This window comes from Xanthomonas chitinilytica (assembly GCF_026107455.2).
Taxonomy (GTDB): Bacteria; Pseudomonadota; Gammaproteobacteria; order Xanthomonadales; family Xanthomonadaceae; genus Stenotrophomonas; species Stenotrophomonas chitinilytica.
Map to the genome: position 1 here is coordinate 20,824 of NZ_JAPCHY010000021.1, position 7,313 is coordinate 28,136.

The following is a 7,313-nucleotide window of genomic DNA, read 5'->3' on the forward strand; positions in this document are numbered from 1 at the left end:
TACGGTTCTTCATGCGCATCATCAGCTTCAACGCCAACGGCATCCGTTCAGCCGCCACCAAGGGTTTTCTCGACTGGTTCCGCCAACAGGACGCCGATGTGCTGTGCCTGCAGGAGACCAAGGCGCAGGAGGCGCAGCTGGCCGACCCCATGTTCCGGCCCGACGGCCACCACTGCTTCTACCGCGACGCCAGCACCAAGAAGGGCTACAGCGGGGTGGCGATCTACAGCCGGCGCGAGCCGGACCAGGTGCTGACCTCGCTGGGCTGGGCGCCGTTCGACGACGAGGGCCGCTACATCGAGGCCCGCTACGGCAACCTCAGCGTGGTCTCGTTCTATATCCCCTCCGGCAGCTCCGGCGAGCTGCGCCAGGGCTTCAAGTTCGAGGTGATGGAGTGGCTGCGGCCGATCCTCGACCAGTGGCTGGCCAGCGGTCGCGACTACGTGCTGTGCGGCGACTGGAACATCGTCCGTTCGGCGCTGGACATCAGGAACTGGAAGTCCAACCAGAAGAATTCCGGCTGCCTGCCGCCCGAGCGCGACTGGCTCAACGGCCTGTGCGCCGACCTGGCCGAGCAGGCCGATCCCGCCAACGGCCGCGGCTGGGCCGATGCCTACCGCGTGCTCAACCCGCAGGGCGAGGACTACACCTGGTGGAGCAACCGCGGCGCGGCCCGCGCCAACAACGTCGGTTGGCGCATCGACTACCAGTTCGTCACCCCGGGGCTGCGCGAGCGTCTGCGCGGCTGTTCGATCTACCGTGAGCAGCGCTTTTCCGACCATGCCCCGTTCACGGTGGACTACGCCCCATGACCGAAGGCGTGGCGGCGGTGCCGCACACCCTGCCGCAGCGGCTGCGGCGGCTGTTCGTGATCCTGCTGCTGGGCTTCGCCTCCGGCCTGCCGCTGGCGTTGACCGGCGGCGCCATGCAGGCGTGGCTGACGGTGGACGGGCTGGACCTGGTGACGCTGGGCTTCCTGTCGCTGATCGGCATCCCCTACACCTTCAAGTTCCTGTGGGCGCCGCTGATCGACCGTTTCGACACGCCGCTGCTGGGGCGCCGCCGCGGCTGGATCGTGCTGCTGCTGTTCGCGCTGGGTGCGGCGTTGCTGCTGATGAGCTCGCTGTCGCCGGCCCGCAGCCTGGGACTCTTCGCGACGGTGGCGGTGCTGGTGGCCTGTCTGTCGGCGACGCTGGACGTGGTCATCGACGCCTACCGCACCGACCTGCTGGAGCCGGCCGAGCGCGGCCTGGGCGGCTCGCTCACGGTGCTGGGCTACCGGCTGGCGATGGTGCTGTCCGGCGGCATCACCCTGATCTGGGCCGAACAGTGGCAGAGCTGGCCGCAGGTGTACCGGGTCATGGCCGGATTGTCGGTCGCCGTGGGCGTGCTGGCGCTGCTGCTGATGCCGCAGCTGCCCGAGCGCTTCAAGGCACCGGTGTCCCGGGCCGGCGGCGAGCTGCGCGGCTTCGTCGCGCTGATCGCCGGCGTTGCCGTGGGCGCCTGGCTGGCGCACTGGCTGCTGGTGCTGCTGGGACTGGACCCGGACAGCAGCGACCGCTGGGTCCGCCTGGGCTTCGTCGTGACCCAGATCGCCGCCGGCATGACCGTGGGCCTGGGCGTGACCCGCTGGGTGCCGTTCGAGACCCTCAACGCTTCGCTGCGCAGCTATTTCGGCATGCGCGGCGCCGGCGCCTTCCTGGCGCTGGTGGTGCTGTACAAGGTCGGCGACGCCTTCGCGCTGAGCCTGTCCACGCCGTTCCTGCTCAAGGGCATGAACTTCAGCCAGGCCGAGGTCGGGCTGGCCAACAAGACCATCGGCCTGCTGATGACCATCGTCGGCGCCATCGTCGGCGGCTTCTTCCTGCTGCGGGTGCGGTTGTCGCGGGCGGTGCTGGGTTTCGGCGTGCTGCAGCTGGTCTCCAACCTGGGTTTCTACGCGCTGGCGCAACAAGGCGCCGGGGCCTGGGGCAAGCTGACGTTGCCGGCGTTCAACCTGTTGATCGTGCATCTGGACGAGCCGACCAAGATGGACAGCCTGCTGCTGTTCGCGCTGAGCCTGGACAACTTCGCCGGCGGCATGGGCACGGCCGCGTTCGTGGCGCTGCTCAGCGGCCTGTGCGGCACCCGCTTCTCGGCCACCCACTACGCGCTGCTGTCGGCTTTCGCCACCCTGGGGCGGGTGTTCGTCGGCCCGTTCGCCGGCGTGCTGGCCGATGCCTATGGCTGGAAGACCTTCTTCCTGGTCTCGGTGGTGGTCGGCATCCCGGGGCTGTGGATGGCCTGGTGGCTGCGGCGGGAAGTGGACGCGACCACCGTCATCCGGGCACCAGCCTGAGCGGCCGGGCATGTGGATTGAAACCCGGTTGTCCGGCACCGATGATGGGGCGGGGAATTTCCCGAATGCAGGTGATGCGGCCATGCCAGATCTGATGCTGCGGGATGTGGACCCGCTGCTGCTGGAGCGCATCCGCCGGATATCGGTGGCGCGCGGCTGGACCCAGCAACAGACGGTGCTGGCGCTGATCGAACAGGGCCTGTTCGTCAGCGAGCACGAGGTGCGCAGCGGATTCGCCAACCCGGAAGTCGATGCGCTGTCCGAGGCGATCGCCGCGCTCAAGGCGCTGCCGGCCGGCAGCGGGTTCTAGGGCGCCACCGCGCCAGGCGGGGATGCGTCCGCCCCATCGCGCCCGCGGCCACTGTTCGGCCTGCCGGATGGCCGGCGGGAACAGACAGTGCAAGGGCTGGTGCAGATACCCCGTGGGGCCTGCGCACGCCGGCGTCGGCGCCGGCACAGGCGTCCGTCAGGCCGGATGGATCGCGCCGAGCACGCGCGGGCCGCGTGCGCCGCTGACGGCCGGCAGGTTGCCCGGGCGCCCGGCCAGGGTCTCGCGCGCCAGCCAGGCAAAGCCCATCGCCTCCAGATAGTCCGGGTCCAGGCCATGGGCGGCGGTGGATTCCAGTGCCACGCCCGGCAGCCGTGCCGCCAGCCGCTGCAGCAGGTGCGGGTTGCGCACGCCGCCACCGCACACCAGCAACCGCCGGGTGCCCGGCTGCTGGGCCAGCAGCGCATCGGCCACGGTGGCGGCGGTCAGTTCCAGCAAGGTGGCCTGGATGTCGGCGGCCGCCAGCGGGCGCTGGTCCAGATGCGAGCGCAGCCAATCCAGGTGGAACTGCTCGCGGCCGGTGCTCTTGGGCGGCGGCAGCGCGAACCACGGGTCGTTGCGGAGTCGCGCCAGCAGCGGTTCGTCGACCCGGCCGCTGGCGGCGAAGGCGCCGCCGGCGTCGAAGGGTTGGCCCAGATGCTGCTGGCACCAGCCATCGAGCAGGGCGTTGGCCGGACCGGTGTCGAAACCGCGCACCGTGCCGGCGCGCGGGATCAGGGTGAGGTTGGCGATGCCGCCCAGGTTCAGTACCGCGCGATCCTCGTCGGCCGTACCCAGCATCGCCAGGTGGAAGGCCGGCATCAGCGGCGCGCCATGGCCGCCGGCGGCCACGTCGCGACGACGGAAGTCGGCCACGGTGGTGATGCCGGTCAATTCGGCGATGCGGTTGCCGTCGCCCAGTTGCCAGGTGAAGGCCGGGTCGGCCAGCGGCCGGTGGCGCACGGTCTGCCCGTGCGAGCCGATGGCGCATACCTGCGCGGGTGCTGTCCCGGTGTCGGCCAGCAACTGGTTGGCGGCCGCGGCGAAGGCGATGGCAACCTGCGCGTCGAGCCGGCCCAGCGCATCCAGCGAGCCGATGTCGCCACCTTGCCCCAGCGCGATCAGGGCCTGGCGCAGATCGTCATCCCAGGGATGGGTATGCCCGGCCAGGAAGCGGCAGCCACGGCCCGGTTGCTCGTCGAACTGGACCAGCGCCGCATCGATGCCGTCGGCGCTGGTGCCGGACATCAGGCCGAGGAACAGCGGAGCGTTGGGGTCCACGAAAACGGGCATGGCGACGCGATCCGGCATGGGGCCGGGAAGCTTCGGCGCTTCCCGGCATCGGCGTCAATGCGCCGGCCGTCGCCGCATCAGCCGCGGCCGGGCGCCGTGGCCGGCTTGGCGGCGGCGGTGGTGGCCTTCTTGCCCGGCGCCTTGTCGGCATTGGCGTAGATCAGCTCTTCCATGCCCTGGATGCGCGCCATCGCCGGTGCGGTCTGTGCACGGAAGGCGACCAGTTCGGCGCCCTTGAGCGGTTCCGGCGGCGGCATCGTCACCGACAGCGGGTTGCGGTGCACGCCATTGACGCGGAATTCGTAGTGCAGGTGCGGGCCGGTGGCCAGGCCGGTGGAGCCGACGTAGCCGATCACCGTGCCCTGGGCGACGCGCTGGCCGGTCTTGATGTTGCCGAAGCGCGACATGTGCCCGTACAGCGTGGTGTGGCCGCGGCCGTGGTCGAGGATCACGACGTTGCCGTAGCCGCGCTGCACGCCGGCGAACTGCACGCGGGCATCGCCGGCGGCCATGATCGGGGTGCCGGTGCGCGCGGCGTAATCCACGCCTTTGTGCATGCGCATCTTGCCCAGCACCGGATGGCGGCGCGCGCCGAAGCTGGAGCTCAGCCGCGCGAACTGGATCGGCATGCGGATGAAGCTCTTCTTCAGCGGCCGGCCGTCGATGTCGAAGTATTCGGACTTGCCGTTGCGCTCGAAGCGGAAGCCGGTATAGGTCTTGCCGCCGGTGACGAAGGTGGCGGCCAGGACCTTGCTGGTGTCGATGCGCTCGCCTTCGCGCCAGGTTTCGTCCAGCACCACGCTGAAGCGGTCGCCCGGCTGTACTTCCTTGGAGAAGTCGATGTCGTACTTGAAGATCTCGTCGGTCATCGTCGCGATCGCCGACGGCGTCAGCCCGGCCTTGCGTCCGGCGGCATACAGCGAGCTGATGATCTCGCCACTGGCCACCACCGTGCGGGTGGTGGTCACCCGTTCCAGCACCTTCTCGCGGATCTCGTCGCCGTGCAGCGACAGCTCGATCCGGTGGCTGGGGTCGCGATCGAAGCGCAGCGTGCGCAACTGGCCGTCCACCGGCAGGTCGAAGGCGATCTCCGTGCCCGGGCGCAGCCGGGTCAGCGCCTGGCGTGCGCCGGGATGTTCCAGTACCCGATGCATCACCGTGGCCGGGACGTTCATCTGTTCGAACAGGTTGCTCAACGTCTGTCCCGACTCGACCCGCAGGACCTGCCAGCTGTCGCCGGGGATCTCCTGCTGGCGCGCCAGCGACAACGGTGGCAGCGGCAGCGCCAGGGTCGAGTGCGCACTCGCCGCCGGGCTATCGATGGCGTTGGAAAAGCCGGGGACGATCGTCGCGGCCAGCGCGCCGATGGTCAGGAACAGGCTGGCATGGATCCAGTGGCGGCGGGTCCAGCGTTCGTTGAAGGCCGCCGGGAGATGCTGTTTGAGCTTCCGATGCAGGACGGTATCGTGGAGGACATGGAGGCGTTCGTGGAAACGCTGCTTGCGCACGCGGCCGTGATCGGAATGGGGCATTGCTCGGATTCTCTGGCCGGCCCGGATCGCGGGCCCAAACGCCGGTAACATAGACACGTATCAATAACGCGTCAAACCCTTGAGCCCATTGGCTTTTGTGAAGCTCTTGCGGTTAACTTGCTCTTAACACCATTCATGAATTTGACGGCATTGCCGGGAGTTGTCACGTGTCATCGATTGAAGAAGCCCTTGCCCTGATCGGCCGCGGAGCCGACGAGATCCTCAAGCCCGAGGAACTGCGTCAGCGCCTGGAGAGCGGCCGGCCGCTGCGCATCAAGGCCGGCTTCGACCCCACCGCCCCGGATCTGCACCTGGGCCACACGGTGCTGCTGAACAAGCTGCGCCAGTTCCAGGACCTGGGCCACCAGGTGATCTTCCTGATCGGCGACTTCACCGGCATGATCGGCGACCCCTCGGGCAAGAACATCACCCGCAAGCCGCTCAGCCGCGAGGACGTGCTGGCCAACGCCCGCACCTACGAGGAGCAGGTGTTCAAGGTGCTGGATCGCGACCGCACCGAAGTGCGCTTCAACTCCGAGTGGTTCGGCAAGATGGGCGCGGCCGACATGATCCGCCTGGCCGGCCAGCACACCGTGGCGCGCATGCTCGAGCGCGACGACTTCGCCAAACGCTACGCCGCCCAGCAGTCCATCGCCATCCACGAGTTCCTCTACCCGCTGGTGCAGGGCTACGACTCGGTCGCCCTGGAAGCCGACGTCGAACTCGGCGGCACCGACCAGAAGTTCAACCTGCTGATGGGTCGCGGCCTGCAGGAGCACTACGGGCAGAAGCCGCAGATCGTGCTGACCATGCCGTTGCTGGAGGGCCTGGATGGCGTCAACAAGATGTCCAAGTCGCTGGGCAACTACATCGGCATCAGCGAACCGGCCATCGACATCGTCACCAAGACCATGAAGATCGACGACACCCTGATGTGGCGCTGGATCGACCTGCTCAGCTTCGACATCTCCATTGCCGAGGCCAGTCAGCTGCGCGCCGACGTCGAGGCAGGCGCCATCAATCCGCGCGAGATCAAGCTGCGCCTGGCACGTGAATTGACCACCCGTTTCCACGATGCCGCCGCGGCCGAGCAGGCCATCGCCGGCTGGCAGGCGGCCGTGACCGGGCAGGGCGACGTGACCCTGCTGCCGCTGCAGCAAGTGGCGATCCCGGCCGAAGGCCTGCGCATCGGCGCGCTGCTGACTGCCGCCGGTCTGACCCCGAGCAACTCCGAGGCCTCGCGCAAGCTCAAGGAGCGTGCGGTGAAGGTCGATGGCGCTGTCGTGGAGGACGCCCAGCAGGTCTTCGCGCCGGGCTTCGAGGGCCTGCTGCAGGTGGGCAAGCGCAATTTTGCCCGGGTCCTGCTGGTAGCGGCCTGAGCTGGTACGGCCGGCCCGGTGACCCGGGTCGACCATCATGCTGAACGGATGAAGACGGCCGGCGGATCCGCCGGATTTCCTCTTCCCAAATGCCGCGGATAGGCACATACTTTCCCTCCCCCGACGCAGGGGCCGCCGCAAGGCGGCAACCGCTGAAGGAGTTGCCGCCAAATCCTTGTGAAAAGGTGTTGACGGCCACGTAAAACCCGCCATAATAGGCGGCTCGCTTCGGCAAGACCTGAGGGTCGGTTGGGGCGGCGGAGTCGGGCCTTGCGAGGTGTTGACGCCGCGGAAAAGCCGGCTATAATGGGCGGCTCGCTACGACGGAAACGTCGGGGTGTACGAAGAAGGCGCTGAGGCCGGATTCGGGATCTTTGAAAGTATGCGCAGGTTAATTTGTGAGGACGCCTGCAGGAAGGATGACTGTCCATCTTGCAGACGTTTGATCAAGCAATGAATCAATT

The 7,313-nt window shown here is 68.3% G+C and carries 6 protein-coding genes; 4 read left to right on the forward strand and 2 right to left on the reverse strand.

From position 1 onward, the window contains the following. The first annotated feature begins 11 nt into the window (after nucleotides 1–11). The 3 genes from OK345_RS17265 (at nucleotide 12) to OK345_RS17275 (ending at nucleotide 2,648) form a co-directional block, all read left to right on the forward strand. Complete coding sequence (locus tag OK345_RS17265; protein WP_265129246.1) at nucleotides 12–812, forward strand: exodeoxyribonuclease III; 801 nt, start codon at nucleotides 12–14, stop codon at nucleotides 810–812. Further along, the gene (locus OK345_RS17270; protein ID WP_265129247.1) at nucleotides 809–2,338 is read left to right on the forward strand and encodes an AmpG family muropeptide MFS transporter; all 1,530 of its coding nucleotides are present in this window, start codon (nucleotides 809–811) and stop codon (nucleotides 2,336–2,338) included. Before OK345_RS17265 ends, OK345_RS17270 begins: the two co-directional genes overlap by 4 nt. Nucleotides 2,339–2,420: 82 nt before the next feature. Further along, nucleotides 2,421–2,648, forward strand: a complete 228-nt coding sequence (locus tag OK345_RS17275) for a hypothetical protein (RefSeq protein ID WP_265129248.1) — start codon at nucleotides 2,421–2,423, stop codon at nucleotides 2,646–2,648. A 156-nt stretch (nucleotides 2,649–2,804) separates the two neighbouring features. Here the strand turns inward: OK345_RS17275 and OK345_RS17280 are convergent, their stop codons facing one another. Continuing rightward, a complete protein-coding gene (locus tag OK345_RS17280; RefSeq protein WP_265129249.1) occupies nucleotides 2,805–3,938 on the reverse strand; it encodes an anhydro-N-acetylmuramic acid kinase in 1,134 nt (377 codons plus the stop codon). Between the two features lie 77 nt (nucleotides 3,939–4,015). Then, a complete protein-coding gene (locus tag OK345_RS17285; protein ID WP_265129250.1) occupies nucleotides 4,016–5,470 on the reverse strand; it encodes a M23 family metallopeptidase in 1,455 nt (484 codons plus the stop codon). Nucleotides 5,471–5,637: 167 nt separating this feature from the next. On the opposite strand from OK345_RS17285, the gene tyrS reads away from it, so the two are divergent. After that, nucleotides 5,638–6,849 carry a tyrosine--tRNA ligase gene (gene tyrS / locus OK345_RS17290; protein WP_265129251.1) on the forward strand — a complete coding sequence of 404 codons (1,212 nt, stop codon included), beginning with the start codon at nucleotides 5,638–5,640 and terminating at the stop codon, nucleotides 6,847–6,849. The last annotated feature ends 464 nt before the right edge of the window (nucleotides 6,850–7,313 follow it).